The organism is Hymenobacter properus (genome assembly GCF_015694735.1).
GTDB lineage: Bacteria > Bacteroidota > Bacteroidia > Cytophagales > Hymenobacteraceae > Hymenobacter > Hymenobacter properus.
Genome location: NZ_JADQDP010000003.1, coordinates 122,708 through 146,949 on the forward strand (window position 1 = coordinate 122,708; position 24,242 = coordinate 146,949).

Sequence of the window (24,242 nt, forward strand, 5' to 3'; positions counted from 1 at the left end):
CCCGCTTCGTTGCAATGGCTTTAATTACTGCTGCACGCGAGATGCTTCGGCTGCGCTCAGCATGACGTTCTAAGTTTTGGTCTTTTTTAGGAAGCCGAAGCTTCCGTACGCAACGGCTTAATCACGAAGTCTTCAAACAAGGCCTTGCCCTCAATCATGCCCGTAATCTGGGCAGCTACTTTGAAAAAGACATCCAATTGATTCTGCGGGATTTTTTCGCGGATTTTTAGATTAAAGTGCCGCACCGTCTGGCGCGAAACCTCCTTTTTCTCTAGGCCCAGCGGCGTCAGGAAAATGCGCACCGAGCGTTTGTCCACCGAGTCGCCCTGCTTATAGATGAGGCCCTTCTCCTCCATGCTGCGCAGGATGCGGGTGAGGCTGCGGGTTTCGAGGCCCAGCAGCGGGGCAATTTTGGTGGCCGGCGTGCCCTTGTCCTGGTCGATGTTCAGCAGCACGAAGCCGATGCTCGTGGTGATATCGTTCTGCGCCGCCTGGGTGTTATACATCCGCGAGATGGCGTGCCAGGCTACTTTGATGTTATAATCGACGGTTTCTTCAGGTTTCATGGGCGGGGAGTAAGTGCGGTAAACTTACGAAAAAATATATTCGGCTTGCATAACAGTTCACAAAAAAGCAGCGCGGCCTTTTAGTTCACGAGTGAGCCTTGCCACTCGCATACTAAAAAGCCGCGCTACTGCTGCTTAGTGCGCTGTGCGCTCGTGCGGCTCCTTCTCGGCCCGCTCGTAGATGTCGGCAATAACGTCCTTGTTATTCTCCGAAATGACCTTGCGCTTCACCTTCATGGTGGGCGTCATCTCGCCGCTTTCCACCGTCCAGAGGGTGGGCAGCAGCACGTGGCGCTTCACTTGTTCCCACTGGGCGAAGCTCTTGTTATACTTCTCAATCAGCTCTTTGTAGAGCTTTACCACTTTCTCATTCTTAATCAGCTCCTCATTGGGCGCGTCAGGCACGCCGTTTCGCTTGCACCAGCCCTTGAGGTCGGGGAAGGACGGGATGACGAGGGCCGAGGGGAATTTCTGGTCGGCGCCCACCACCATGGCCTGCTCGATGAGCGGGTCTTCCTTGAGCTTGCCTTCGATGACCTGCGGGGCAATGTACTTGCCGCCCGAGGTTTTGAACATCTCCTTCTTGCGGTCAGTGATTTTCAAAAACTTGCCGTTCACCATCTCGCCGATGTCGCCGGTGTGGAACCAGCCATCCTTATCGATGGCTTCGGCCGTGAGGTCGGGCTTGTTGTAATAGCCCTTCATCACGGAGGCCGACTTGGTCAGAATCTCGCCGTCCTGGGCGATTTTCACGTCCATGTTGTCGATAAGCGGGCCCACCGTGCCAATCATGTTGTTTTCGGGCTCGTAGCCGCCCACGGCAATAACCGGTGACGTTTCCGTCAGGCCGTAGCCCTCCATCACGCGAATGCCGGCTGCCCAGAAAACCCGGGCCAGGCGCGGCTGCAGGGCGCCACCGCCGCTCACGATGCAGCGCAGGTTGCCGCCCAGCGCCTCGCGCCACTTGTTGAAAATGATTTTGTTGGCCAGTGCCAACTGCGTGTTGTACAGGAAGCCCTGGTTTTTCTGGGTGTCGAACTTCAGGCCCAAGTCCAGAGCCCAGAAGAATAGACTCTTTTTGATGCCTTCCTGCTCGTGGCCCTTCGCCACAATCTTGTCGTACACTTTTTCGAGCAGGCGCGGCACGGTGGTGAAAATCTGCGGATGCACCTCACGCAAGTTGTCGGCAATGGTGTCCATGCTTTCGGCGTAGTAAATACTCACGCTGTTTATCATGTACAGGTAGGTCACCATGCGCTCGAAAATGTGGCAGAGCGGCAGGAAGCTCAGGGCTTTATCGTCCTTCGTCACGGGCACAAAGCGCTGCGAGCTACGGCAGTTACTCAGGATGTTGTCGTGGGTGAGCATCACGCCCTTGGGGCTGCCGGTGGTGCCGCTCGTGTAAATGAGCGTGAGCAGGTCGTCGGGCTCCACGGCCGCTTTCAGCGGGTCGAGGTCGGCCGGGTTGCCTTTTTTACCGATTTCGAGCAGTTCGTCGAAATGGCGGGCGCCGTCGACTTTATCGAAAGTGAAGACGTTTTCGGCGGGAATATCGAGGCCCTCCGTGGCTTCCTTCACTTTATCGAACAGCTTTTTATCGGCCACGAACACGGCTCGCACGCCGGCATCGGTGAAGATGTATTTGTAGTCCTCGACGGTGATGCTGGGGTACATCGGCACACTGGTGGCGCCGATTTGGGAGATGCCGAAGTCGGCCATCAGCCACTCAGGGCGGTTCATGCTGATGATGGCCACTTTGTCGCCGCGCTTGAGGCCGAGCGACACGAGGCCGAGGCTGACGGCATTGGCCTGGTCCTGAAGTTGCTGGCTGCTGATGGGCACCCACTGGCCGTCTATCTTGGAAGCCAGCGCGTCGGGTTTGGGGGCGGTGGCGATTTGGTGCTGTAGTATATCGAAGGCGCGACGAACGTCCATTGGGTGGGGTGAGATAAGGCGTTGCGGTGAATTTCAGCTTAAATAAAGAGCTTTTTTCCGGGCCAAGCTACGGCCGAAGAGCCCGTCCGTAGGCTTGCTCATACGGGTAAAAACCAAACGAGCCGCAAAAACGGTCAAAAAACCGCTCGAACGGCCTTTTCCTGTGTAATTTTGGGCTGCTTGCATTTACGCTCCTCATGAATCTGGCCCTGTTTTTTGACCCGCTGCCGGAAACGCTGACCGCCGCCACGCCCGCGCCTACCACGCTGGCCGCCTACGCCACCCGCTTCACCGAAACGTTTCCGGACTGGCGTGCTGCCGACCTGGCCCTCATCGGGCTGGACGAGTGGCGCGGCAGCAGCACCGGCCACCCCAGCCGCCACGGCGCCAACGAGGTGCGCCACCGCTTCTACAATCTGCAGAAAGGCAGCGGCGCCGTGCGCCTCGTCGACCTCGGCAACCTGCGCCCCGGCCTCACGCTGGAAGACACCTACCAGCGCCTGCGCGAGATTGTGGCCGCCCTGATTGAGGAAAACACGGTGCCCATCCTGCTCGGCGGCAGCCACGACCTCGACTACGGCCAGTTCCTGGCCTACGAAACCCAGAACCGCGCCATCAGCTTCGCCATGGTCGACTCGCGGCCCGACATGGCCGAGCCCGGCCCCGGCACCGCGCCCGAAGACAGCCACCTGCGCCGCATGCTGGTGCATGAGCCCAACTTCGTGTTCAGCCTAGCCCACCTGGCCCACCAGCAGTACCTCACGCCGCCGGAGGTGCTGGTGGCGCTCGAAAAGATGCACTTCGAAACCATGAGCGTGGGCGAAGTGCGGGCCGACCGGCGTTTGTCGGAGCCGCTCATCCGGCAGGCCGATTTCATGAGCGTCGACATTGCCGCCATCCGCTGGCAGGACGCCCCCGGCTACTACCCCGCCTACCCCTTCGGCCTCGGCAACGAGGAGGCCACGCAGCTGTGCTGGTACGCCGGCCACAACGAGCAGCTCAGCTCCTTTGGCCTCTACGGCTACCGCACCGACCAGGACGTGAATGGCTTGGCCGCCGCCACCCTGGCCACCATGCTCTGGTACTTCGTGGAAGGCTTCTACCACCGCCGGCCCGAAACCGGCTTCGGCACCTTCCGCTTCCTCACCTACACCGTGGTGCTGCCCGGCAACCCCGATAAGCTGGTTTTCTACAAATCGCGCCGCGCCGAGAAGTGGTGGATGGAAGTGGAGCGCCTCGGCGACAACTCGGTGAAGCGCGTAGTGCCCTGCACCTACGAAGACTACCTGAACGCCTCGCAAGGCGACTTGCCGCAACGCTGGATTCGACTGCAGGCGCTGCTGAGCTAGCAGAACAGTTTGTAAGAACGATTTATAAGAACGTCATGCTGAGCGCAGCCGAAGCATCTCTACCGCAACAGTAAATCAATGCCATCCCAACGAAGCGGTAGAGATGCTTCGACTACGCTCAGCATGACCGTTTCAGAACAACAAGACCTCCCCACCTACACCACCCGCCAACTGGCCCTGCGCAACGGCCAGGACCGCGCCGAAATCTGGGTGGCGTACCAGGGCCAGATTTATGATGTGACCCGCTCACGGCTCTGGCAGCGCGGCAACCACTACGAGCACTGGGCCGGCCAGGACCTCACCGCCGAGCTGGACAAGGACGCCCCGCACACGGCCAACGTTTTCGATAATTTTCCGGTAATTGGCCGCCTGCAGTAGAATAGGCTCTTGCCTGTTTATTGCCTGAAAAATTTATTCCCCGAACAAGCAAAAGCCTGTTCCACGCTCTATGATGACCACCGAAGCCCCCTCCGAATTCAACCACCTCGAAACCCTCTCCACCACCGAGTTGCTGGCCGGCATGAACAAGCTCGACCACACAGTGCCCGATACCGTAGCCAAAGCCCTGCCGCAGATTGAGGCGCTGGTCGATGCCATTGTGGCCCGGCTGGGCGCGGGCGGGCGGCTGTTCTACATCGGGGCGGGCACGAGCGGTCGACTGGGCGTGGTGGATGCTTCGGAGTGCCCGCCCACGTTTGGCGTGCCGGCCGGGCTGGTGGTGGGCATCATGGCTGGCGGCGACGGTGCCATTCGCCAAGCCGTGGAAGGCGCCGAGGACGACGCCGAGCAAGCCTGGATTGACTTGCAAAAGCACGACATCAACGCCAAAGACGTGCTGGTGGGCATTGCTGCCTCGGGCCGCACTCCCTACGTTATTGGGGGGCTTAATAAGGCACGGGCCGCTGGCCTGGCCACCGGCTGCGTGGTGTGCAACGCCGGTTCGGGCGTGGCTGCCGCCGCCGAGTTTCCGGTGGAAGTGGTGACGGGGCCGGAGTTCCTGACGGGCAGCACGCGCCTCAAGGCCGGCACCGCGCAGAAGCTGGTGCTGAACATGCTCACCACCGCAACGTTCATCCGCCTGGGCCGGGTGAAGGGCAACAAGATGGTCGACATGCAGCTCACCAACGAGAAGCTGGTGCACCGCGGCGAGAAAATGCTGATGGACGAGCTGGGCATTGCCGAAGCCGAAGCCGTGCAACTGCTGAAGCAGCACGGCAGCGTGCGGGCGGCACTGGAGGCAACTAAGTCGTAGCAAAAGCTTCGGCTTGTGTCTCACGGGCTTATTTCCTGCGCCGAACGATTCAGCCTTTTTCGCGTTTCTAAAAACGCACAGGCTCCAGCGTGTGCCCTTTATCATGCACACCATCGAGCCGCACTACAACTGGATTGAGCAATACTCGGCCTCCGAAGACCCTCGCTCGCCCCTCTTCGAAGCCGAAAACAGCCTCGACACCTACACCAACACCATCTACGGCTACTACATCCACCCACAGTGGGACAGCCTGGGCTCCGACACGCTGTTTTTCAAAATTCTATTCGCCGACTATGAGTTGGGCATTGCCGTGCTTGAATTCATTGGCGAGTGGAACGACGCCATCGAGAACGACATCATGGAGCTTAAACGGAATATCATTGATATTCTGACCCATGAGGGCATCCGCAAGTTCATCCTCATTGGCGAAAACGTGTTCAATTTCCACGGCTCCGACGATTCGTACTACGAAGAGTGGTACGAGGACGTGGAAGACGGCTGGATTGCGGGCGTGAACTTCCTGGAGCACGTGCAGCGCGAAATGAAGCAATATAACGTGGACAACTACGTCAATTTCGGCGGCCAGCTCGACGACCTGCCCTGGCGCACCTACGAGCCGCGCCGCCTGTTCGAAGTGATAGATAATATTCTGAACCGCCGGCTGGGCGCACCCGAAACCGAAATAGAAGGTTAATAAAAAAAGCCTCTCCGTTGCCGGAGAGGCTTTTTTGTGCCCGAAGGCGAAGAAATTACTTCTTCACTTCTTCAGCGGGGGTTTCGGTAGCAGGAGCCATCTTGTCGGCAGCATCCTCCATTTTGTCAGCCTTAGCGTCGGCCGAGTCACGTACGGCGTCAGCCTTGTCTTCCATGGCATCAGCTTTGGCTTCGCCAGCAGCTTCTACGTTGTCAGCCTGCTGCTCCACAGCTTCTTCTTTCTTGCTTTCGCAAGCGGTGAACGAGAACGAGGCAGCAGCCAGGGCGAGGAACAATACTTTTTTCATCTTGAGGTTTTGTTATGGGGTGAGATTTCAAGCAACTTCTGCGATTTTAGCCAAGCTAAAATTTCAGATTCGGGGCTTTATACCCACACGCGGTAGAGGTAACCCGCCCCGAATAAAAATTTGTGAAGTTTTTATGAGGTCACCCTTCACCACCTCAAAGCTTACTTCTTTCGGAACACAATCCCAATCGGCACGCCCTTGAAATCGAACTGCTCGCGCATTCGATTTTCCAGGTAGCGGGTGTAGCTGGCCGTCACGTACTGCGGTAGGTTGCAGAAGAAGGCAAACACCGGGTTGTGCGTGGGCAACTGCGTCACGTACTTGATGCGCACCAGCTTACCCTTAATGGCCGGCGGGCCATACTTCTCAATCTCCTTCAGCATCACATCGTTGAGCTGCGAGGTCGGAATCTTGCGGCGCTTGTTGTGGTACACCTCAATGGCTGTTTCAATGGCCTTGTGCACGCGCTGCTTGTTGAGTACCGAGATGAAAACAACGGGCGGATACGCAATGGGCGCAATCTTCTCCATGATTTTCGCCTCGAATTCTTTGGCGGTGTTGGTCTGCTTGTCCTCCACCAAGTCCCACTTGTTCACCAGGATGACGATGCCCTTGCGGTTCTTGTCGGCCAGGGTGATGATGTTCACGTCCTGGGCCTCAATGCCGCGGGTGGCGTCCAGCATCACAATGCACACGTCGGATTCTTCCAGGGCGCGCAGGCTGCGCATGTTGGCGTAGAACTCAATGTCCTCGCTCACCTTGGCTTTGCGGCGCAGGCCGGCGGTATCTACCAGGATGAACTCGTTGCCGAAGGCGTTGTAGCGGGCCGAGATGGAGTCGCGGGTGGTGCCGGCGATGTCGGTCACGATGCTGCGGTCTTCGCCCAGCAGCAGGTTCACGAGGCTGGACTTGCCCACGTTGGGGCGGCCCACCACGGCAATGCGCGGGATTTCCGACTCGGGCTCTTCCACGCCGGGGTCCTCGAAGTGGCTTACCACTTGGTCGAGCAGTTCGCCGGTGCCGTGGCCGTTCTGGCTGCTGATGGCGAAGATTTCGTCGGCGGCCAAGCCCAGGGAATAAAACTCGCCCACGCCGTTGGCGCGCAGGTTAGTGTCGGCCTTGTTGGCCACGATGTAGATGGGCTTCTGGCCCTGGTAGCGGCGCAGCACGTTGGCAAACTCCTCGTCGAGGCCGTGCACGCCGGCATCGGCGTCCACCATGAAGAGCACCACATCGGCCTCCTCAATGGCCAGTTTCACCTGCTTGTTGATTTCGCCCTCGAAAATGTCTTCCGAATTGTGCACGTAACCGCCCGTGTCAATCACGGTGAAGTTCTTGCCAATCCAGTCGCCGTAGCCATAGTGGCGGTCACGGGTCACGCCGCTCTCATTGTCCATGATGGCCTTGCGCTGGCCCACGAGGCGGTTGAAAAGCGTGGATTTGCCCACGTTGGGCCGCCCCACGATGGCGATGGTATTCTGCTTAGACATGTTGTGTGGCCCCAGCCGCCGACCCGACCTAGATTCGGCAGTGCCCGGGGTTGTTTAGTTATAAATGGTCGGAATAAGTATTTGTAGACCGTCATGCCGAGCGCAGCCGAGGCATCTCGCTCGCATTCGTCTAACGATTGATTTGCTATAGCACGCGAGATGCCTCGGCTGCGCTCGGCATGACGGTTAAGATTGATAGCCGAACCGGCTCAGCGCTTTCGAGTCAGTGCGCCAGTTCTCGTTTACTTTCACGTGCAGCTCTAGAAACACTTTTTTCAGGAAAAACTTCTCCATTTCCTCGCGCGCCCAGGTGCCTACTTTCTTCAGCGCCTCACCGCCCTGGCCGATGACAATGCCCTTCTGGCTGGCCCGCTCCACGTAGATGATGCCGCGAATGCGAATGATGGCGTCTTCTTCCTTAAACTCCTCAATGACAACCTCGCAGCTGTAGGGAATCTCCTTTTTGTAAAGCTTGAAAATTTTCTCGCGCACCATTTCGGCGGCGAAAAAACGCTCGGGCTTGTCGGTTAGTTCGTCTTTGGGGTAGTAGGCGGGGTGGATGGGCAGGCGCTCGAGCACCATTTCCAGTACCCGCTCAGTGCCAAAGGCATTGAGGGCCGAGATAGGGAGTACCTCAGCGGCGTTGGGCAGCTGCTCTTTCCAATAGGCTAGCTTGGCTTCCACATCGGCCTGCTCGGCCTGGTCGATTTTATTGACCAGCAGGATGATGGGGGTGTCCACCATCTTGCGCAGGCGCTCCACCACGGGCTCCTCATCGTGCTTCTCGTAGATGTCCGTCACGAACAGAACCACGTCGGCATCTTCCAAAGACGAGTACACGAAGCTCATCATGGCGTTGTGCAGCTCGTACTTGGGCTGAATGATGCCGGGCGTGTCGGAGTAAATCAGCTGGAAATCGTCGCCGTTGAGGATGCCCAGGATGCGGTGGCGCGTTGTCTGGGCCTTGCTCGTGACGATGCTCAGCCGCTCGCCCACCAGCGCATTCATCAGCGTCGACTTGCCCACGTTGGGCTTGCCAATGATGCTCACAAAGCCGGCGCGGTGGGGTTTGGTTTCGGGGTTCACGAGGGATGGGTTTGATAATCAGGGCCGCAAAGGTACGGCTTTCCGGGCGCAAAAGCTAGGTAACCCTTTATCTAAGGCTACAGAGAAGCGGAACGTTGGGCTGCTTTCTATGTTTTGGTATGCCAAACCATGACGGCAAACAGCTGTTTGCCTGATGCGCCGCATGTTTCCATCTGCGCATTGCTTCGGACCTTTGCTCTAATGAATTCCCCTGCTACTCCCACACGCCGCATCGGCGTTCTGCTCGTCAACCTCGGCACGCCCGACTCGCCCAGCACGCCCGACGTGCGCCGCTACCTCAACGAATTCCTTACCGACGGCCGTGTGATTGACATGCCGGCTGCCGTGCGCTACCCGCTTTTCCAAGGCCTTGTAGTGCCCCTGCGCGCACCGAAATCGGCCAAAATCTACCAGCAGCTCTGGGACGATGAGCGGGGCTCTCCCCTGCTCTTCCACGGCCTCGACCTGCAGGCCAAGCTGAAAGAAGTGTTGGGTAAAGAGTACGTGGTGGCCTTCGGCATGCGCTATCAGAAGCCCAGCATCGAGAAGGCGCTGGAAGAGCTGCGTGACGCGGCCGTGGACCGCATCATCGTGCTGCCGCTGTTTCCGCAATACGCCTCGGCCAGCACCGGCTCGGTGCAGGAGAAGGTGATGGACATCGTGAAAGACTGGTGGATAGTGCCCAACATCAACTTCATCAGCACCTTTGCCGATGACCCTGGTTTTATCGGCAGCTTCGCGGCGCGGGGCAAGGCCGAAATGGCCCGGCACGACTACGACCACGTGGTGTTCAGCTACCACGGCATCCCGGAGCGGCACGTGCTCAAGGGCAGCTTCAAGGGCTACTGCAAGCTGGGCACCTGCTGCGCCAGCTACAACAAAAACAACCGCTACTGCTACCGTGCGCAGTGCTTTGCCACCTCGCGCCTGCTGGCCAAAGAACTGGGCTTGCGCGACGACCAGTACACCGTCACCTTCCAGAGCCGCCTGCAAAGCCGTTTGCGCGACCCTTGGCTGCAACCTTACACCGACGAAGTCATCAAGGAATTCCCGGCCAAAGGCATTAATAACGTTCTGGCCTTCTCCCCCGCCTTCGTGGCCGACTGCCTAGAAACGACTATTGAAGTGGGCGAGGAATTCAAAGAGATGTTTGAGCAGGCCGGCGGCAAACACTGGCAGCTGGTGCCCTCGCTGAACTCGGAGCCTTATTGGGTAGACGCGGTAGCGGATATGATTCGTCAGAATTAGTCTACAGAAAAGCAAGAAAAGAACGGCATGCCGAGCGGAGCCGAGGCATCTTGCTTGTGGTAGTAACTCAATCGATTGGTTTACTACCACAAGCAAGATGCCTCGGCTCCGCTCGGCATGCCGTTCTTTTCTGAATACTAGTTGCTCTTTTCTACGACGCCCGCCGCCGGCTGTAGAAACTGTCGGCATCGAAGAACTCCTGCTCGTAAAACCGCGGGTTGCCCGTGGCCGCATCCTGGCCCAGTGCCCGCAGCATGGCTTCTTCGTATTCGCGGGTGATTTGAATTTCGACGTAGGGCGGGTAGTTCAGCACCGACTCCGCATTGAGAGCGGGCACAAACACATTGTCATCGTCGGCATCGAGGGCGGCCACGCCGATGGGCAGCAGAATGTGGTTTTCGTGCTCGTTGATATGGAAGCGGCCATCCAGTTCCACATCGAGGTAGCGCACCTTCATAGCTTCGGGCTCCACAATCAACTCGTACACGGTGCCCAGGGCCTGGCCGTCGCCGCCACGCACGGTCCAGCCGCGCACATCGGGGTTGTCGTCGGCCACTTCGAAATCGGTGAGGTCACGCAGGCGGCGCAAAACAGGAGCTTCCATGGCGGGAATTAATTTAAGGAATTAGAGGCCGGTTCGCTGAGCTCACGCACGGCTTCAGCCGCCTTGGTCAAAAATTGCTTGTTCTGCTGTTGGTCGGCGGCTGTGGCGCTGCGGCCCGACAGCTGGCTAGCCAAGCGCGTCAGTTCATTGGCCTGACTTTCCAGATTGGGATACGCTTTTTGCTGCATGGCCCGCATTAGGTTAGCGGCGGCCACAAACCCCGGGCGCAGGCTGGCGCCGGGCTCGCCCACACGGTCGGTGGCGCTGGTCAGGTTGTCGCGCTGCTCGGTGATGGTGGCGTCGCGCAGGTCGTCGCGGTCAGCCAGGGCGACGAGCACGCCGGTGAGTTTCTGCAGGCCGTTGCGCGCATAGTCGGGCGCGGCCGGGTCCGACGCCGCCTGGTTGGCCAGCGACTCGGCCGTTTCCTGGCTACCCGCGGTGTCGCCCTGCGGAATGGCATCAATAGCGGCGCGGCGGGTGGCTTGGTCCACGGCGGCAGCAGCGGCCAGCGTATCGGGAGTGGTGACGGGTGCGGCCGCCTCCGGGACAGCAACCGAGGGCGTGGGCTCGTCGGCGGGGTCGGGGCGCAGGAAAAAATAGGCCACCAAGCCCAGCACCACAGCGGCCAGTAGCACCAGCAGCCACGGGCTCGGCGAGGCTTTTTTGCGTTGAATGTTGATATCAGCCATGCTCGGCAAACGAGAAAACCGCTGCACAGGATTCAGCCCCGCACGGCCGACAAACCAGCGCGCCTCACCTTGTGTTTTTACACCGCTACCGGCCGGTAGAGCTTGGCCAGCGCGGCCACGGCGTAGTCCACCTCGGCGGCGGTGTTCATTTTGCTCATGGAGAAGCGCACCGTGGCGCGGTCGGGGTCGCAGCCCAAGGCTTCGAGCACATGCGAGCCCGCCTGCGCCCCGCTGGTACAAGCCGAGCCGCCCGACGCCGCCACCTTGCTGATGTCAAGGTTGAAGAGCAGCATCTCGTTGATGGCCGAGGGGGGCAAACTCACGCTCAGCACCGTGTATAGGCTGCGGTCAGCGTGCTCGGAGAGGCCGTTGAACTGCACGTCGTCGATTTCGGCGCGCAGCTTTTCCACAAAGCGGGTTTTCAAGCTTTGCACGTGCGCATGGTGGGCATCCAGGTCGCGCACCGCAATTTCCAAAGCCTTGGCCAAGCCCACGATGCCGTACACATTCTCAGTACCCGAGCGCACGTTGCGCTCCTGCGAGCCACCGTGAATGAGCGGGCTCACCTGCAAGCCGCTGCGGGTGTAGATAAAGCCCACGCCCTTCGGCCCGTGAAACTTATGCGCCGAACCCACCAGAAAATGGTTTTTCAGCTGCTGCACGTCGTGGCGGTAGTGGCCCATGGTCTGCACCGTGTCGGTGTGGAACACGGCGTCGTAGCGAGCGCAGATTTCGCCAATGGCTTCGATGTCGTTGAGGTTACCAATTTCGTTGTTGGCGTGCATCAGGCTCACGAAAGTGCGCGACTGCCCCGCCAGCATTTCCTCTAAGTGCCCCAAATCCAGCCGGCCCTGCGCGTCGTGCTTCACGTAGTGCAATTCCACTTCGCCGGTTTTGGCCAGCGCCTGCAAGGGGTGCAGCACCGCGTGGTGCTCCAGTTTGGAGGTGATGACGTGCTTCAGCCCCAGCGTGCGCACGCTGCCGAAGGCGGCGTAGTTGTCGGCCTCGGTGCCCCCGCTGGTAAAAATGATTTCGGCCGGCGCGGCATTCAGCAGGTGGGCCACCGTCTTGCGGGCATTCTCGATGGCGGCGCGAACCTGCCGACCGGGGCCGTGCAGGCTGCTAGGGTTGCCGTAGTGCTGCTGCATAAACGGCAGCATGGCATCCAGCACCTCCGGGTCGAGCGGCGTGGTGGCGGCGTTGTCGAAATAAACGTAAGCGGGGGCGGGGGTGAGGGCCATGGAATGAGGGAAAAGCGAAACGGCTGGGAGTGGGTGCTCCCGCCGAACCAGGGTACTAAAACACAAACCTCGGGCTTTTGGCCGAAACCATTTCTGTGGCTACCAATTGCCCCAAAGCAAGCCGGGCCCAGAACGTGGTTCCGGGCCCGGTTGCCTATGCCTTCACGGCGATGATTTCTTTGATGTCGCCGATAATTTTCTGGGCCAGGTAATCGGCCGTCGAGTTCGAATCGGACTCGGCGTAGATGCGAATGATGGGCTCGGTGTTGGACTTGCGCAAGTGCACCCACTCTTTGTCGAACTCAATCTTCACGCCGTCAATCGTGTTCACCGGCTGTTTGGCGTAGCGCTTCTGCATCTGCACCAGCACGTTGTCGGTGTCAATTTCCGGCGTCAGCTCAATCTTGTTTTTCGAGATGAAGTAGCTCGGGTAGGAGTTGCGCAGCCGGCTCATGGTCAGGCCCGACTTAGCCAGGTGCGTCAGGAACAAGGCAATGCCCACCAAGGCGTCGCGGCCGTAGTGCAGCTCGGGGTAAATGATGCCGCCGTTGCCCTCGCCGCCAATCACGGCGTTGGTTTCCTTCATTTTGGTCACCACGTTCACCTCGCCCACAGCGGCGGCGGCGTACTGGCCGCCGGCCTTCTCGGTCACGTCGCGCAGGGCACGGGTGCTGCTTAGGTTGCTCACAGTGTTGCCGCCGCCCAGCGCCTTCAGCACGTAGTCGGCCACGGCCACCAACGTGTATTCTTCGCCGAACATTTCGCCGTTTTCACTCACCAACGCCAGGCGGTCCACATCGGGGTCCACCACGATGCCGAGGTCAAAGCCGCCGCGCTCCAGCACCTTGGCAATGTCGCGCAGGTGCTCGGGCAGGGGCTCGGGGTTGTGGGCGAAGTCGCCGGTGGGCTCGCAGTGCAGCTTTTCGACGGTTGTCACGCCCAGCGCTTCCAGCAGCTGCGGCACCGCAAAACCGCCCGAGGAGTTCACCGCATCCACCACCACCCGGAAGTTTCGGGCCTTGATGGCTTCCACATCCACCAGCGGCAGCGCCAGAATGGCTTTGATGTGCTTTTTGAGGAAGGTGTTGTCAACCGTGTACTGCCCCAGCTTGGTCACCGGCGCGAAGTCAAAATCCTCACTCTCTGCCGAGGCCAGCACCTGCTGCCCTTCGGTATCGGAGATGAATTCACCCTTGGCGTTCAGCAGTTTCAGCGCGTTCCACTGCTTGGGGTTATGCGAGGCGGTGAGGATGATGCCGCCAGCCGCGTTTTTGGCGGGCACGGCCATTTCCACGGTGGGCGTGGTGCTCAGGCCCAGGTCGCACACGTCGAGGCCGAGGCCTTGCAGCGTGGCGGCCACCAGCCGGCTCACCATGTCGCCGGATAGACGGGCGTCGCGGCCAATCACGATAAGCTTACTAGTCGTGGCCTGGGTTTTCACCCACGAGCCGTAAGCGGCGGCATATTTCACGACGTCGAGGGGCGTCAGGCCTTGCCCAACCGGTCCGCCGATGGTGCCGCGAATGCCGGATATTGATTTAATGAGAGTCACGCAGTAGAATTTTTGAAAGACCAAAATTAGGCATGAATGCCCGGTTGGCGGCGCCCGATTTATCTTTGGAACAATGGAAAATTCCGCCCCCGCCCCTAGCACCCTGCTTACCAACGCCCGGCGCCCGGCCCAGCTCGAAGCCTTCGGCCGCCTGCTCGACGTGCTCGACCGCCTCCGCACCGAGTGTCCGTGGGACAAAAAGCAAACCCTGCAGAGCCTGCGCCACCTCACCATCGAGGAAACCTACGAAATCAGCGACGCCATCCTGCGCGACGACTTACCCGAGCTGAAAAAGGAGCTCGGCGACGTAATGCTGCACCTGATTTTCTACGCCCGCATCGCTGCCGAACAAGGCGCTTTCGACATCGCCGACGTGCTCAACGCCCAGTGCGAGAAGCTCATCTCGCGCCATCCCCACATCTACGGCGACGTGCAGGCCGACGACGAAGACGCCGTGAAGCGCAACTGGGAGCAGCTCAAGCTGAAAGAAAAAGGCAACAAGGGCGTGCTCAGTGGCGTGCCCACCTCGCTGCCGGCGTTGGTGAAGGCCATGCGCATCCAGGAAAAAGCCCGCGGCGCTGGCTTCGATTGGGAGCAGCCCGAGCAGGTGTGGCACAAAGTGCAGGAGGAGTTGGCTGAGTTCGGCGAAGAGTACGGCCACGGCCAACCTGAGAAGATGAACACCGAGCGGGCCGCCGAAGAATTTGGCGATTTATTGTTTTCCTTGGTGAATTTTGCCCGCTTCGCCGGCATCAACCCCGAAGAGGCCCTGGAACGTACCAACCGCAAGTTTATTCAACGTTTTCAGTACCTTGAAAACGCTACGGCGGCCGCCGGCCAGCGCCTTGCCGACCTCACTTTGGCCCAAATGGACGTGTATTGGGAGGAAGCCAAACGGCACCTTCGCCAACCAAATGCCCTGGACTAGCGTTGGCGCATTCCATCCTTCATCATAAATTAATCCGTTTAGCAACGGGTGAATTTCTTTGGTCGGGCCAAGCTTTTTGGTTAGGTTTGCCCAACTAAGAAGGCTCAGGGGTAATTTGAACTTAGGTAAGTGCCATTTTTAGTCCTTTCATTGCGGGATTATCAATAGCGTTTGCCGCTCGTTGCGCTCCTTACCAACTTTTTGCATTTTCTTTACCCACTCAATTCAACTACTTCAAACAACAACCCCAAACACTCCGGAACAATGGAACAGAAAAATGCCATGAACACGAGCCCCCGGCCCGCCGCTACGGCCGCTAAAGCCGAAGCAGCTAGCAGCGGTGGCGCCTCGCTGTTCTCCGTTATCGTTATCATTCTTGCTTTCGTCATCAGCTACTGCGTTTATAAATTCGTGTTTGGCGACGCCAGCCACTTCCAGGGCGGCAACAACGAAAACAACCCCAACCCCGGCGACTACCTCGGCGTGGTGTACAAAGGCGGCTTTATCGTGCCGTTCCTGCTCACCATGTTCCTCTGCGTTATCACGTTCTCGATTGAGCGCATGCTGACCATCGCCAAAGCCAAAGGCTCGAAAGGCATCGAAAGCTTCGTGCGCTCGGTACGCCAGAAGCTGAACCAGAACGACATCAACGGTGCCCTCGCCGTGTGCGACCAGCAGAAAGGCTCGGTAGCCAACGTGGTGAAAGCCGGCCTGATGAAGTACAACGAGATGGTGCGCGAAACCAACATGACCACCGACCAGAAGGTACTCGCTATCCAGAAGGAAATCGAGGAAAGCACCGCCCTGGAGCTGCCCATGCTGGAAAAGAACCTGGTTATCATCTCGACCATCGCCTCTATCGCCACCCTGACCGGTCTGCTCGGCACGGTATTCGGCATGATTCGCGCCTTCGCCGCTCTGGCGCAGGCTGGTACTCCCGACGCCGTGGCACTGGCAAACGGTATCTCGGAAGCTCTGATTAACACGGCTCTGGGTATCGGTACTTCGGCCCTGGCCATCATCGCCTACAACTATTTCACCAGCAAAATTGACGAGCTGACCTACAGCATCGACGAGGCTGGCTTCAGCATCATCCAGACCTTCGCTGGCCAGCACGGCAGCACGGCTGGCGCTCCCGCCCGCACGGTTTAATTTTCTGGCTGGCAGTCGTCTTTGCTGACGCACTAAAACGCGGGGCGGTTCGTTCTCAGTGACGAATCGCCCCCTTTTAACCCCACCTCGCAATGCCTAAAGTAAAACCGCACCGTACCTCGCCGTCGCTCGACATGACGCCGATGGTGGACCTGGCCTTCTTGCTGGTGACATTCTTCATGCTCACTACCAAGTTTGCCCCCGAGGAATCCGTGGTGGTGGACACGCCGTCGTCCATCTCGGAGCTGAAATTGCCCGAAAACAACGTTATTACGCTCACCATCGACAAGAACAAGCGCGTCTTCTTCGGCGTCGATGCCAAGCAAACCAAAGTGCAGGCCCTGCAGCGCGTAGGCGCCAAGTATGGCGTGAACTTCACCGCTGCCCAGGCCAAAGAGTTTGGCGACCTGCCCAACTTCGGTATTCCGATTAACAAGCTCGGCTCCTACTTGGATATGAGCAAGGAAGACCGCAAGCAGATTAACAAATCGGCCGAAGGTGTGCCCACCGACTCACTCAACAACCAGCTGATTGACTGGGTGCTGGAGTCGCGTCGCGCCAACCAGTCCATCTTCCACAAGCCGACCTACATCGCCATCAAAGGCGACGGCGACGCGGATGTGCCCACGGTGCAGAAGGTTATCAAGATTTTGCAGGAGCGCGACATCAACCGCTTCAACCTCATTACGGACATGGAAAACAAACCGGTGGCTGCTCAGTAAGCGCCGCTCGTTTCCCAATCCATTCACTCCTTAAATTCCCATGGCAGAAATACAAGGCAAAGCCGACTCCGGTGGAAAAGGTGGGAAGAAGCGGGCCAAGAAAATGTCGACCAAAATCGACATGACCCCAATGGTGGACTTGGCCTTCCTCCTGCTTACCTTTTTCATGCTGACCACCACCTTCGCCAAGCCCAACGTGATGCAGCTCACGATGCCGGTGAAGGAAAAGAACCCCAACCCCGACGAGCAGACCAAAATCAAGGCTTCGCAAGCCGTGACCATTCTGCTCGGCAAGGACAACAAGGCCTACTACTACTTCGGCCTGAACACGCCCAACGACCCCACCGTACAGAAGCCCGAACTGAAAGTGACGAACTTCTCGGCCAGCGGCATTCGCCAGGTGTTGCTCGACCGTAAGCGCCGGGCCCCCGAGCCGATTGTGCTTATCAAACCCACGGAAGACGCCAAGTACAAGAACATGGTCGACATCCTGGACGAGATGAACATCACCAACCAGAAGAAATACGCGTTGGTGAAGATTGACAAAAACGACGAGAACCTTATTAAAGACTCTGGCTTATGATGGACAATGCGCAAATTGCCCGCGCCAGCTTAAACGACATCGTTTTTGAGGGTCGCAACAAGGCATACGGAGCCTATGTGCTGCGTCGGCTTTATCAGCGCCACGTAACGCGGGCCCTGATTATTGCCACGTCGGTATTCGCGCTCCTGATTTTCTTCCCGCTCATTCAGCAGTATCTGAAAGATAAGATGCCGAAGGAGCCCAAGAAGAACCTGCAGGAGAACGTGCTGATGGACGCTCCTCCCCTGGACGAAACCAAGCCGCCACCCCCTCCCCCGCCGCCCGAGGCTCCGCCGCCCCCTCCGCCCAAGCTGACCACCATCAAATTCACCCCCCCGGTGGTGAAAAAAGATGAGGAAGTGAAGAAGGAAGAGGTGCCGGACCAGGAAGAGCTGAAGGACAAGGCCGTGGCCACGGTGACCGTAAAAGGCAACACCGATGCTGCCCCGGACCTGTCGGAACTCTCCGGCGAAGGTGACAAAGTGGTGGAAGAGGTAGTAGAAAACAAAGTCTACACCTACGTGGAGCAGATGCCCCAGCTGCCCGGCGGCGGCGGCAACGCTGCCATCGTAGCAGCCATCCAGAAGGCCACCAAGTACCCGCCCCTGGCGCTCCGCAACCAAGTCGAAGGCCGCATTTTCGTGAGCTTCACGGTGAATGCCCAAGGCGACGTTTCGGACGTGAAGGTGGTGAAAGGCTTGGGTTCGGGCTTGGACGAGGAAACGATTCGGGCGGTGAAAACCCTGCCTAAGTTCATCCCCGGCAAGCAGAACGGCCGCGCTGTAAGCGTATCGTTTACGGTGCCGATTACCTTCAAAATTCAGTAGTGTTTGCCTCTGGCCTCAGCTAGAAATGAGAAACCCCGAATTGAGCTTCACGGCTCGGTTCGGGGTTTTTCTTTGGCTGTTCTGGCGGTTTAAAAAAATTTGTAGGCTTGCATACTATTATAAGAACATAGCTCGTTGAGAAAGGGCAAGCCAGTGGCGGAGGGCCCCCGCCCGCGTGGCTTGGGTTTGATTGTCTCACCTCAACCCATTGCTGCCATGTCAACGCCCATCATTCTCACCGGCTCCCTTGACGACATCGTCTTTGAAGGCCGCAACCAAGCTTACGGAGCCTTCCAGTTGCGCCGTGATTATCAACGGCACCTGAGTTCGGCTCTATTCATTACCGTGGTGGCTTGTTTGCTGTTGTTGCTGCTGCCGCTGGCGGTTCGGTACTTCTGGCCGGAGGTGGCCGTAAGGCCGCAGCCCACCTTGCCGAAGGAAACCCATGCACAGCCGGGTGACTTTAAATTACCGGAGGCCAAGCCCCTGCCACCCCCCGCAGCCGCCCAGCCGGCATTGACGGTGAAGCCACACACGCAGATTCTCACGCACGTAGTGCCGGATGAGCAAGTGAAAACGCCGCCCGCGTCCTCTACTTTGCCGCAGGACAATGGCGCAGTTGGGCCGACTTCTACTGGCGGAGAAAACACTACAGGAGCCACCGGCGGCACGGGCGTAGCAACCGGAACCAGCACGGACACAGCGCGCCCGGCAGCACCGCCGAAGCAGGAAGTAGTGATATTTGCTGAAGTAATGCCTGACTTTGTGGGCGGACGTGCGGCGTTGCAGCGCTATCTGCAGAAACACTTGCGCTTTCCAGCGGCGGCGCTGGCAGCGCAGGTATCGGGCAAAGTATTCGTTTCCTTTGTGGTGCAGACGGACGGCAGCGTTGGCGAGGTGACGGTGCTCAAAGGCCTGGGCTACGGTACAGAGGAAGCGGCAGCCCGCGTAGTGCGCGAGATGCCCGCCTGGACGCCTGGCCTGCAAAACCACCACCCGGTGCCGGTGCGCTTCACCTTGCCTATTACCTTTCAGTTTGAATAACACCACAGCGCAGCCATCAATCGAGTCGAAAATTAGCCGCAGCTATGAAAAGCGGCTAATTTTCGGCTTTTTTGTGCGCCATTAGAATGGGCTTGCATTTTCCGGCCGAACCTTTAGCGGCAGTTTCACGGTTTATACATCTCCATTCCTGCATTTTATAATTCTATGCTTAACCTTCCCACCACCGAGGAACGGCTCGGTAAATCGCCGCAGCGCATGGTGCGCTACTTCGTGCTGATAATGGCGTTGGTTTACATTGGCCTGGGCATCTGGGCCTGGGTTTCGTCTTACACTGCGCCCACGCCCGACAGCATTTTTCAGCTGGGTGCCACGCCGCGCCGCATTCTGGGCGTCGTGATGGTGCTTTATGGCTTGCTGCGCCTGGGCCGCGTTTACACCACGCATTTCCGCAAAAAACCTTCTTCTGACGATAATGAATAAGCGCGCACATCTTTTCACCACCGGCGCTTTCGTGGTGCTGGCCGGGGCCATCACCGCCGTTTCCTGCAATGGCCCGGGCTCACCGGGCGCGCAAGACACGCCCACCAGCGGCAACGTGAGCGTGGGTGTGGACGAGACTTTCGCGCCTATTCTGCAGGCACAAATTGATACCTTCTCCAAGCTCTATCCCAACGCCCACGTGAAGATGAGCTTCCAGCCCGAGGAAAAGGTGATGGTGGACCTGATTAACGACCAGGTGAAACTGGCCGTGGTATCACGAGAGCTGAACGCCGAGGAAACGGCAGACTTCGCCAAGCAGAAAATCACGCCGCGCATCACGCGCATTGGCATCGACGGCCTGGCCATCGTGCTCAACCGGGCTAATCCCGACTCGCTGCTGACGGTGGCTCAGTTAGCCGATATTTTCACCGGCAAAACCAGTAACTGGAGCCAAGTGAGCGGCAAGAAAGGCTTGGCCGCCATCAACGTAGTTTTCGATGCCAACCGTAGCAGCACCACCCGCTTCATCCGCGACTCGGTGACACGCGGCGCGGCTCTCACGCCCCGGGTATTCGCAGCTGCTTCGAACCCGGCGCTGCTCGATTATGTTGCCTCGCACCCGAACGCCATTGGCGTGGTGGGCGTGAACTGGATATCGGACCGCGACGACCCCACGGCCATGAAATTTGCCCGCAAGGTGCGGGTGGCCAGCATCACCTCCCGGCCCAACCCGCGGCCCGACGACTACATTCAGCCCTATCAAGTATACCTGGCCGAAAAGACACCGGAGCAACTGGCCGAACACCCCGAGTTGCAGAATTACCCGCTGCGGCGCAACCTTTACATCATCAGCCGGGAGGCGCGGGCAGGATTAGGCACAGGGTTTGCATCCTTCGTGGCAGGCAAGAATGGTCAGCTGATATTTCAGAAGTCGGGCTTGCTGCCGGCCCAGATGCAGGCCCGTATCGTGACCACGCCTAAACTGTAAGCGCCTTCCGCGCGTACGCTTTTTCTCTTACGCTTTTCATCTTTTCTCCATCCCATGAGTTTCAAGCCCTGGAAACAGCCGCTGCTCGCCGCCCTCTTCGTGGCAGCAGGCACTACGGCAGCCACCGCCCAAGACGTATCCAAAGCCCAGCGCGCCATTGAGCTAGGCCGCTACAACGAAGCCCGCGCCCTGTTGCGCCCCGGCTCTTCGCCCGAAACGGCGTTCGAGCTTGGCCGTGTGTACCAGATGCGCGATATGCCGGATTCGGCTGCTTATTACTTCAATAAAGCCGCTGGCTCGACGCCGTTTGGCCAGGTAGCTGCTGGCCGTGCCTTGCTGGCCAAAGGCCAATTGGCCCCGGCTGAGGCTCAGTTCGACGCCGCTGCTAAAGCCACCAAAAACAAGGACACCAAAGTCCTGACCATGATTGCGCAGGCTTACGGCGAGTCGGATATTAAAGAGGCTGGCAAGTCGCAGACCTACCTGACGGCTGCACAAACGGCCTTCAAGAAGGACGACCCGGCCCTGATGGTAGCCCGCGGCGATATTTACTTGCACTCCGATACCGGCGGTGGCGAGGCCATGACCAGCTTTGACCGCGCCATTGCGGCCAACCCGAGCTACGCCCAAGCTTATTACAAGAAAGGTGTACTCGATGTACGGGCCCGCAACTACAATGCCGCCCGCGAAGCCCTGAACAAAGCCATTGAGTTGGACCCCAGCTACGCTCCCGCTTACCGCGAACTGGCTGATATGTACTACTACGCCGGTCAGTACAACTTGGCGCTTGAGAATATTAAAAAGTACACGGATTTGGCTGAGCGTTCGCCTGCCACTGATGCGCAGTATGCATCGTTCCTGTACCTGACCAAGAAGTATCCGGAAGCTCTGACGGAGGTAAACAAAGTGTTGGCGGCTGACCCTAACAACCTGACCATGAACCGCCTGAAAGCCTACTCGCTGTACGAAACCGGCGACTTTGCAGGTGCTCTGGCAGCGATGGACAACTACATGAAAATAGCTCCTGCTGAGAAAATTATTCCGGAGGACTATTCGTACCTGGGTCGCATTCAGGCCCGCGCTGGCAAGCCTGCCGAGGGTATCGCCACCATTAACAAGGCCATCGCCAGCACGACTGACCCGGCTAAAAAGGCTGACCTGCAGAACGACCTGGCTACGGCTTACATGACCAACAAGGACTACGCCAAGGCAATTGGCGTGTACCGCCAGAAACTGGCCAACGGCGGTGACCTGACCGACCAATTCCGTTTGGCTGTGGCGTATGGCAACAACAAGCAGTACGCACAAGCCGACAGCGTGTATGGCATCATCAACACGGCCAAGCCCACCTATGCTCCGGCTGTGCTGGCCCGTGCCAAAGTGAATGCCGCCCGCGATGCTGAAGGCAAGCAGGGCTTGGCCAAGCCTTATTATGAGAAGTACATCGAGCTGTCGAAAGCCGAAGGTGCCGACCAAGCCAAGTTCAAGGAAGGCCTCGTAGCTGCTTATGGTTACCTGGGTGTTTATAACTACCAGAAAGGCGATAAGGCAGCGGCACAATCGAATTTCGAGCAAGTGCTTGCCTTGGACCCCACCAACGAAGGTGCCAAAAACAACATCGAGGTGTTGAAAGCGAAGCCTAAAGCTCCTACGAAGGCAGCGCCCAAAGCACCGGTCAAGAAAAAGTAATGACCGGGCTGTAAAGCCAAAAGCCCCGGCACTGTGGTGCCGGGGCTTTTTGTTGTAATCAATTCAAGCCGACGCCGCCCAAGCGCGCCATTTTTCCAGCACTGCCGCAAAGTCCTCCGGTAGTTCGGCTTCAAAGAATAGCTGCTTGCCGGAAACAGGATGCACGAAGCCGAGCGAACGGGCGTGCAATGCCTGCCGGGGCATCAGCCGAAAAGCATTTTCCACAAAGTCGCGATAGGCGCCGGTATTCTGCCCCACGCGAATCCGGTCGCCGCCGTAAGTGGCATCGGAGAACAGTGGGTGGCCCAGGTACTGCATATGCACCCGAATTTGGTGGGTGCGGCCGGTTTCGAGCACGCAGCGGATGAGTGTGACGGGGCCGAAGCTTTCCAGCACCTCATAATGCGTCACCGCGGCCTTGCCTTGGTCGCCTTCGGGGTATACGGCTTGCACCTTGCGGTCGCGCACGCTGCGGCCAATATGGCCGCGAATGGTGCCCGTAGGCCCGGGCGGCGTGCCCCACACCAGCGCCAGATAGCTGCGCTGAATAGTATGGTGAAAAAATTGGTTGGACAGGTGCGTCATGGCAAACTCCGTTTTGCCAATTACGAGCAGCCCCGATGTGTCTTTATCGATGCGGTGCACCAGACCCGGCCGGATTTCGCCGTTACGCCCCGTAGGCAGGTTTGCTAGGTGAAAGGCTAGGCCATTGACTAGTGTGCCCTGCCAGTGCCCAAAAGCCGGGTGCACTACCAGCCCGGCGGGCTTGTTCACGATGAGCAATTCGGCGTCCTCGTAGCGAATGTCCAGCGGCATTTCCTCGGGCAACACCCGCACATCGCGCGGCGGCTCGGGCAGCGTGATGGTGATGGTATCGTGTGGCTTGACGCGGTAGTTGGGCTTAACGGCCGTACCGTTCACCTCTACTGCCGATGCCCGAATGGCTTCCTGAATTTTGTTGCGCGAGGTGTTGCGCAGGCGGTTCTTCAGGAACTTGTCGATGCGCAGCAGTTCCTGCCCGCGGTCAACTACTATACGGTGGTGTTCATACAGCTCATCGCCTTCCTCATCGGGCCCTGTACCCAGCAGTTCTTCGTCTAGCGTTTCTTCCATCGATTTCTAGCCCAGGTGGCACGAAAAAAGCCGAAGCGGATGCTCCGGCTTTCTCGGGTCGCCGCGGCGGCCATTTATGCCTTACTTGGTCTTCGTTTTGGTTTTGGTAGCCGGGGCCTTGCTCGGGGCCGGCGTGGCGTTCGTGGCCGGGGTAGGCTGACGTACTACAGGGGCGTTGGCGCCGGGCGTGATGCCCATTTTCTTCAGCACTAGGTCCGAGATGTCGCCATCTTTGGGAGCATGCAGCAGCAGCGGGCTGCCACCGCCGTCGGAGTTGAACACGTAGGTGAAGCCGTTCTCGTCGGCCACCAGGTCGATGTTCTTCTGGAGCTTGTCGAGGGCCGGCTTCAGCAGCGTCTGCTGCTTTTGCTGCAACGACTGCTGGGCGCTCTGCTGAAACTCCTGAATAGATTGCTGCATGTTTTGCAGCTCTTTCTGCTTGTCGGCTTTCACCACGTCGGTCATCGTGGCTTCCCCGGCCTGGTAAGCTTTGTATTTCGTTTCCAGCTCGGAGGTCTTGCTCTTCAGCTGGTTTTCCAGCTGCGTATTGTAGGCTTTCAGGTCCGATTCAATTTGCTTGCTTTCGGGCATCTGCGACAGCACGTACTGCACGTCGGTGTACCCAATTTTCAGGGGAGCCTGGGCCTGGGCCGAAGTGGCGGCCAGGGTTCCGGCGGTCAGCAGAGCGGCGGCGAGCGTCAGACGAAAGATTTTCACGAGATTCATCAAAAGAAAAAGGGTC

At 58.6% G+C, this 24,242-nt stretch carries 25 protein-coding genes; 14 read left to right on the forward strand and 11 right to left on the reverse strand.

The window, feature by feature from the left end:
- Positions 1 to 86: 86 nt before the first annotated feature.
- The gene (locus tag I2I01_RS12520) at positions 87 to 566 is read right to left on the reverse strand and encodes a MarR family winged helix-turn-helix transcriptional regulator (RefSeq protein ID WP_196286828.1); all 480 of its coding nucleotides are present in this window, start codon (positions 564 to 566) and stop codon (positions 87 to 89) included.
- A gap of 135 nt (positions 567 to 701) precedes the next feature.
- A complete protein-coding gene (locus I2I01_RS12525; protein ID WP_196286829.1) occupies positions 702 to 2,501 on the reverse strand; it encodes an AMP-dependent synthetase/ligase in 1,800 nt (599 codons plus the stop codon).
- A 197-nt stretch (positions 2,502 to 2,698) separates the two neighbouring features.
- On the opposite strand from I2I01_RS12525, the gene I2I01_RS12530 reads away from it, so the two are divergent.
- From I2I01_RS12530 to I2I01_RS12545, 4 genes are all read left to right on the forward strand, one after another.
- Entirely contained in the window at positions 2,699 to 3,850 is a 1,152-nt protein-coding gene (locus I2I01_RS12530; protein WP_196286830.1) for a formimidoylglutamase, read from the forward strand.
- Positions 3,851 to 3,973: 123 nt separating this feature from the next.
- Positions 3,974 to 4,228 (forward strand): cytochrome b5 domain-containing protein, encoded by a 255-nt coding sequence (locus I2I01_RS12535; RefSeq protein ID WP_196286831.1) that lies wholly within the window; start codon positions 3,974 to 3,976, stop codon positions 4,226 to 4,228.
- 73 nt (positions 4,229 to 4,301) lie between these two features.
- A complete protein-coding gene (murQ, locus tag I2I01_RS12540; protein ID WP_196287572.1) occupies positions 4,302 to 5,102 on the forward strand; it encodes an N-acetylmuramic acid 6-phosphate etherase in 801 nt (266 codons plus the stop codon).
- A gap of 103 nt (positions 5,103 to 5,205) precedes the next feature.
- Complete coding sequence (locus tag I2I01_RS12545; protein WP_196286832.1) at positions 5,206 to 5,796, forward strand: hypothetical protein; 591 nt, start codon at positions 5,206 to 5,208, stop codon at positions 5,794 to 5,796.
- Between the two features lie 55 nt (positions 5,797 to 5,851).
- Here the strand turns inward: I2I01_RS12545 and I2I01_RS12550 are convergent, their stop codons facing one another.
- From I2I01_RS12550 to era, 3 genes are all read right to left on the reverse strand, one after another.
- Positions 5,852 to 6,103: a hypothetical protein gene (locus tag I2I01_RS12550; RefSeq protein ID WP_196286833.1), complete on the reverse strand. Its 252-nt coding sequence runs from the start codon at positions 6,101 to 6,103 to the stop codon at positions 5,852 to 5,854.
- A 161-nt stretch (positions 6,104 to 6,264) separates the two neighbouring features.
- Positions 6,265 to 7,593, reverse strand: a complete 1,329-nt coding sequence (der, locus tag I2I01_RS12555; RefSeq protein ID WP_196286834.1) for a ribosome biogenesis GTPase Der — start codon at positions 7,591 to 7,593, stop codon at positions 6,265 to 6,267.
- Positions 7,594 to 7,779: 186 nt separating this feature from the next.
- On the reverse strand, positions 7,780 to 8,679 hold the full coding sequence (era, locus tag I2I01_RS12560; protein ID WP_196286835.1) for a GTPase Era: 900 nt from the start codon (positions 8,677 to 8,679) through the stop codon (positions 7,780 to 7,782).
- A gap of 201 nt (positions 8,680 to 8,880) precedes the next feature.
- On the opposite strand from era, the gene hemH reads away from it, so the two are divergent.
- Positions 8,881 to 9,927, forward strand: a complete 1,047-nt coding sequence (gene hemH, locus I2I01_RS12565) for a ferrochelatase (protein ID WP_196286836.1) — start codon at positions 8,881 to 8,883, stop codon at positions 9,925 to 9,927.
- A 151-nt stretch (positions 9,928 to 10,078) separates the two neighbouring features.
- Here hemH and I2I01_RS12570 read toward each other — a convergent pair whose 3' ends face one another.
- The 4 genes from I2I01_RS12570 to glmM form a co-directional block, all read right to left on the reverse strand.
- The gene (locus tag I2I01_RS12570) at positions 10,079 to 10,531 is read right to left on the reverse strand and encodes a PRC-barrel domain-containing protein (RefSeq protein ID WP_196286837.1); all 453 of its coding nucleotides are present in this window, start codon (positions 10,529 to 10,531) and stop codon (positions 10,079 to 10,081) included.
- Between the two features lie 8 nt (positions 10,532 to 10,539).
- Positions 10,540 to 11,220: a hypothetical protein gene (locus I2I01_RS12575; RefSeq protein ID WP_196286838.1), complete on the reverse strand. Its 681-nt coding sequence runs from the start codon at positions 11,218 to 11,220 to the stop codon at positions 10,540 to 10,542.
- A gap of 77 nt (positions 11,221 to 11,297) precedes the next feature.
- Positions 11,298 to 12,461 (reverse strand): cysteine desulfurase family protein, encoded by a 1,164-nt coding sequence (locus I2I01_RS12580; protein WP_196286839.1) that lies wholly within the window; start codon positions 12,459 to 12,461, stop codon positions 11,298 to 11,300.
- Between the two features lie 154 nt (positions 12,462 to 12,615).
- Complete coding sequence (gene glmM, locus I2I01_RS12585; RefSeq protein WP_196286840.1) at positions 12,616 to 14,013, reverse strand: phosphoglucosamine mutase; 1,398 nt, start codon at positions 14,011 to 14,013, stop codon at positions 12,616 to 12,618.
- A gap of 73 nt (positions 14,014 to 14,086) precedes the next feature.
- Between glmM and mazG the strand changes: the two genes are divergently transcribed.
- The 9 genes from mazG to I2I01_RS12630 all read left to right on the forward strand — a co-directional run bounded on the left by mazG (position 14,087) and on the right by I2I01_RS12630 (position 22,387).
- Positions 14,087 to 14,941, forward strand: a complete 855-nt coding sequence (mazG, locus tag I2I01_RS12590; protein WP_196286841.1) for a nucleoside triphosphate pyrophosphohydrolase — start codon at positions 14,087 to 14,089, stop codon at positions 14,939 to 14,941.
- A gap of 264 nt (positions 14,942 to 15,205) precedes the next feature.
- Positions 15,206 to 16,093 carry a MotA/TolQ/ExbB proton channel family protein gene (locus I2I01_RS12595; RefSeq protein WP_211537936.1) on the forward strand — a complete coding sequence of 296 codons (888 nt, stop codon included), beginning with the start codon at positions 15,206 to 15,208 and terminating at the stop codon, positions 16,091 to 16,093.
- A gap of 92 nt (positions 16,094 to 16,185) precedes the next feature.
- A complete protein-coding gene (locus I2I01_RS12600; protein ID WP_196286842.1) occupies positions 16,186 to 16,815 on the forward strand; it encodes an ExbD/TolR family protein in 630 nt (209 codons plus the stop codon).
- Between the two features lie 40 nt (positions 16,816 to 16,855).
- Complete coding sequence (locus I2I01_RS12605) at positions 16,856 to 17,398, forward strand: ExbD/TolR family protein (RefSeq protein WP_196286843.1); 543 nt, start codon at positions 16,856 to 16,858, stop codon at positions 17,396 to 17,398.
- Entirely contained in the window at positions 17,395 to 18,225 is an 831-nt protein-coding gene (locus I2I01_RS12610) for an energy transducer TonB (protein WP_211537937.1), read from the forward strand. The genes I2I01_RS12605 and I2I01_RS12610 overlap by 4 nt, the downstream gene beginning before the upstream one ends.
- A 216-nt stretch (positions 18,226 to 18,441) precedes the next feature.
- A complete protein-coding gene (locus I2I01_RS12615; protein WP_196286844.1) occupies positions 18,442 to 19,269 on the forward strand; it encodes an energy transducer TonB in 828 nt (275 codons plus the stop codon).
- Positions 19,270 to 19,434: 165 nt separating this feature from the next.
- Entirely contained in the window at positions 19,435 to 19,710 is a 276-nt protein-coding gene (locus I2I01_RS12620; protein WP_196286845.1) for a hypothetical protein, read from the forward strand.
- On the forward strand, positions 19,703 to 20,698 hold the full coding sequence (locus I2I01_RS12625) for a PstS family phosphate ABC transporter substrate-binding protein (protein ID WP_196286846.1): 996 nt from the start codon (positions 19,703 to 19,705) through the stop codon (positions 20,696 to 20,698). The genes I2I01_RS12620 and I2I01_RS12625 overlap by 8 nt, the downstream gene beginning before the upstream one ends.
- Before the next feature lie 54 nt (positions 20,699 to 20,752).
- Positions 20,753 to 22,387 (forward strand): tetratricopeptide repeat protein, encoded by a 1,635-nt coding sequence (locus I2I01_RS12630; RefSeq protein WP_196286847.1) that lies wholly within the window; start codon positions 20,753 to 20,755, stop codon positions 22,385 to 22,387.
- 63 nt (positions 22,388 to 22,450) lie between these two features.
- Here I2I01_RS12630 and I2I01_RS12635 read toward each other — a convergent pair whose 3' ends face one another.
- Both I2I01_RS12635 and I2I01_RS12640 read right to left on the reverse strand, forming a co-directional pair.
- Positions 22,451 to 23,500 carry an RluA family pseudouridine synthase gene (locus I2I01_RS12635; RefSeq protein ID WP_196286848.1) on the reverse strand — a complete coding sequence of 350 codons (1,050 nt, stop codon included), beginning with the start codon at positions 23,498 to 23,500 and terminating at the stop codon, positions 22,451 to 22,453.
- 81 nt (positions 23,501 to 23,581) lie between these two features.
- Positions 23,582 to 24,217 (reverse strand): OmpH family outer membrane protein, encoded by a 636-nt coding sequence (locus tag I2I01_RS12640; RefSeq protein ID WP_211537938.1) that lies wholly within the window; start codon positions 24,215 to 24,217, stop codon positions 23,582 to 23,584.
- Between the last annotated feature and the right edge of the window lie 25 nt (positions 24,218 to 24,242).

Coding starts and splice junctions, on each gene's coding strand:
- I2I01_RS12520 (WP_196286828.1), bottom strand. CDS start 566: ATGAAACCTGAAGAAACCGTCGATTATAACATCAAAGTAGCCTGGCAC.
- I2I01_RS12525 (WP_196286829.1), bottom strand. CDS start 2,501: ATGGACGTTCGTCGCGCCTTCGATATACTACAGCACCAAATCGCCACC.
- I2I01_RS12530 (WP_196286830.1), top strand. CDS start 2,699: ATGAATCTGGCCCTGTTTTTTGACCCGCTGCCGGAAACGCTGACCGCC.
- I2I01_RS12535 (WP_196286831.1), top strand. CDS start 3,974: ATGACCGTTTCAGAACAACAAGACCTCCCCACCTACACCACCCGCCAA.
- murQ (WP_196287572.1), top strand. CDS start 4,302: ATGACCACCGAAGCCCCCTCCGAATTCAACCACCTCGAAACCCTCTCC.
- I2I01_RS12545 (WP_196286832.1), top strand. CDS start 5,206: ATGCACACCATCGAGCCGCACTACAACTGGATTGAGCAATACTCGGCC.
- I2I01_RS12550 (WP_196286833.1), bottom strand. CDS start 6,103: ATGAAAAAAGTATTGTTCCTCGCCCTGGCTGCTGCCTCGTTCTCGTTC.
- der (WP_196286834.1), bottom strand. CDS start 7,593: ATGTCTAAGCAGAATACCATCGCCATCGTGGGGCGGCCCAACGTGGGC.
- hemH (WP_196286836.1), top strand. CDS start 8,881: ATGAATTCCCCTGCTACTCCCACACGCCGCATCGGCGTTCTGCTCGTC.
- I2I01_RS12570 (WP_196286837.1), bottom strand. CDS start 10,531: ATGGAAGCTCCTGTTTTGCGCCGCCTGCGTGACCTCACCGATTTCGAA.
- I2I01_RS12575 (WP_196286838.1), bottom strand. CDS start 11,220: ATGGCTGATATCAACATTCAACGCAAAAAAGCCTCGCCGAGCCCGTGG.
- I2I01_RS12580 (WP_196286839.1), bottom strand. CDS start 12,461: ATGGCCCTCACCCCCGCCCCCGCTTACGTTTATTTCGACAACGCCGCC.
- mazG (WP_196286841.1), top strand. CDS start 14,087: ATGGAAAATTCCGCCCCCGCCCCTAGCACCCTGCTTACCAACGCCCGG.
- I2I01_RS12595 (WP_211537936.1), top strand. CDS start 15,206: ATGGAACAGAAAAATGCCATGAACACGAGCCCCCGGCCCGCCGCTACG.
- I2I01_RS12600 (WP_196286842.1), top strand. CDS start 16,186: ATGCCTAAAGTAAAACCGCACCGTACCTCGCCGTCGCTCGACATGACG.
- I2I01_RS12605 (WP_196286843.1), top strand. CDS start 16,856: ATGGCAGAAATACAAGGCAAAGCCGACTCCGGTGGAAAAGGTGGGAAG.
- I2I01_RS12610 (WP_211537937.1), top strand. CDS start 17,395: ATGATGGACAATGCGCAAATTGCCCGCGCCAGCTTAAACGACATCGTT.
- I2I01_RS12615 (WP_196286844.1), top strand. CDS start 18,442: ATGTCAACGCCCATCATTCTCACCGGCTCCCTTGACGACATCGTCTTT.
- I2I01_RS12620 (WP_196286845.1), top strand. CDS start 19,435: ATGCTTAACCTTCCCACCACCGAGGAACGGCTCGGTAAATCGCCGCAG.
- I2I01_RS12625 (WP_196286846.1), top strand. CDS start 19,703: ATGAATAAGCGCGCACATCTTTTCACCACCGGCGCTTTCGTGGTGCTG.
- I2I01_RS12630 (WP_196286847.1), top strand. CDS start 20,753: ATGAGTTTCAAGCCCTGGAAACAGCCGCTGCTCGCCGCCCTCTTCGTG.
- I2I01_RS12635 (WP_196286848.1), bottom strand. CDS start 23,500: ATGGAAGAAACGCTAGACGAAGAACTGCTGGGTACAGGGCCCGATGAG.